The following is an 818-nucleotide window of genomic DNA, read 5'->3' as shown; positions in this document are numbered from 1 at the left end:
GGTGCTGTCAGACGAATTCGAACCAGTCTCAGTTTGCCGCGGAAACCGTGAACCTATCCGGAACAAAGTTGACGCCACTCGGCGAGAGCGGCGGCGCGGGTCAGCTTGAAGGTGTCTCGGCTGGTTAGCGATCTTTCCTGGTTGAAGTGGTTGTATACGGAGGAATAGACGGAAGCGAATTTCTGTAGACATCGCATGCGCCTGAAACGTTGCATCGCGCGTTCGCGTCGTCGGAAAGGCAGGTGCGAGTTCTCGACGCGGTTGTTGAGCCACCTTCCCGTCCTTTGTTTTTCGAGTGCACCCAGTTCTCTGAGCGCGGCTCTGTATGAGGCAAAGCGATCCGTGACGACGGTTTCCGCTTTGCCGTGTCGCTTCATTAACTTTTTGAGGAATTTCAGTGCTGCAGCTTTGTTTCGGCGTTTGGTGACAACGGCTTCCAGCACCTCGCCTTCGTGATCAACAGCCCGCCAAAGGTAATGCCGCTTGCCATTTACCTTCACGAAAACCTCGTCCACGTGCCACTTCCATTTGGAGAATGCTCTCGATTGCTGAACACGCTTTCTTCGGATCTCAGAGGCAAACATCGGACCGAACCTGTTCCACCAATATCGGATAGTTTCGTGGCTCACGTCGACCCCGCGTTCGTGCAGCAGATCTTCAACATTCCGAAGTGAAAGAGGGAAACGGATGTACAGCATCACTGCAAGGCGGATGATCTCGGGACTGGTTTTGAAGTACTTGAAAGAGGCAGGTTTGGTCATGGGCAAAAGCTACGCAACCGCCCTGCCCCGCTCAAGCAAAGTTCTTCTGACAAGACC

At 53.8% G+C, this 818-nt stretch carries 1 protein-coding gene; it reads right to left on the bottom strand.

Annotated elements, in window-relative coordinates:
• Positions 1-53: 53 nt before the first annotated feature.
• Positions 54-761 (bottom strand): IS6 family transposase, encoded by a 708-nt coding sequence (locus ACR0CG_RS24010; protein WP_480528022.1) that lies wholly within the window; start codon positions 759-761, stop codon positions 54-56.
• Between the last annotated feature and the right edge of the window lie 57 nt (positions 762-818).

Source organism: Ruegeria sp. AB8 (assembly GCF_056542605.1).
Note: the sequence above shows the minus strand (reverse complement) of the source record. Positions and strands in the feature narration are given on the sequence as shown.

Coding starts and splice junctions, on each gene's coding strand:
- ACR0CG_RS24010 (WP_480528022.1), bottom strand. CDS start 761: ATGACCAAACCTGCCTCTTTCAAGTACTTCAAAACCAGTCCCGAGATC.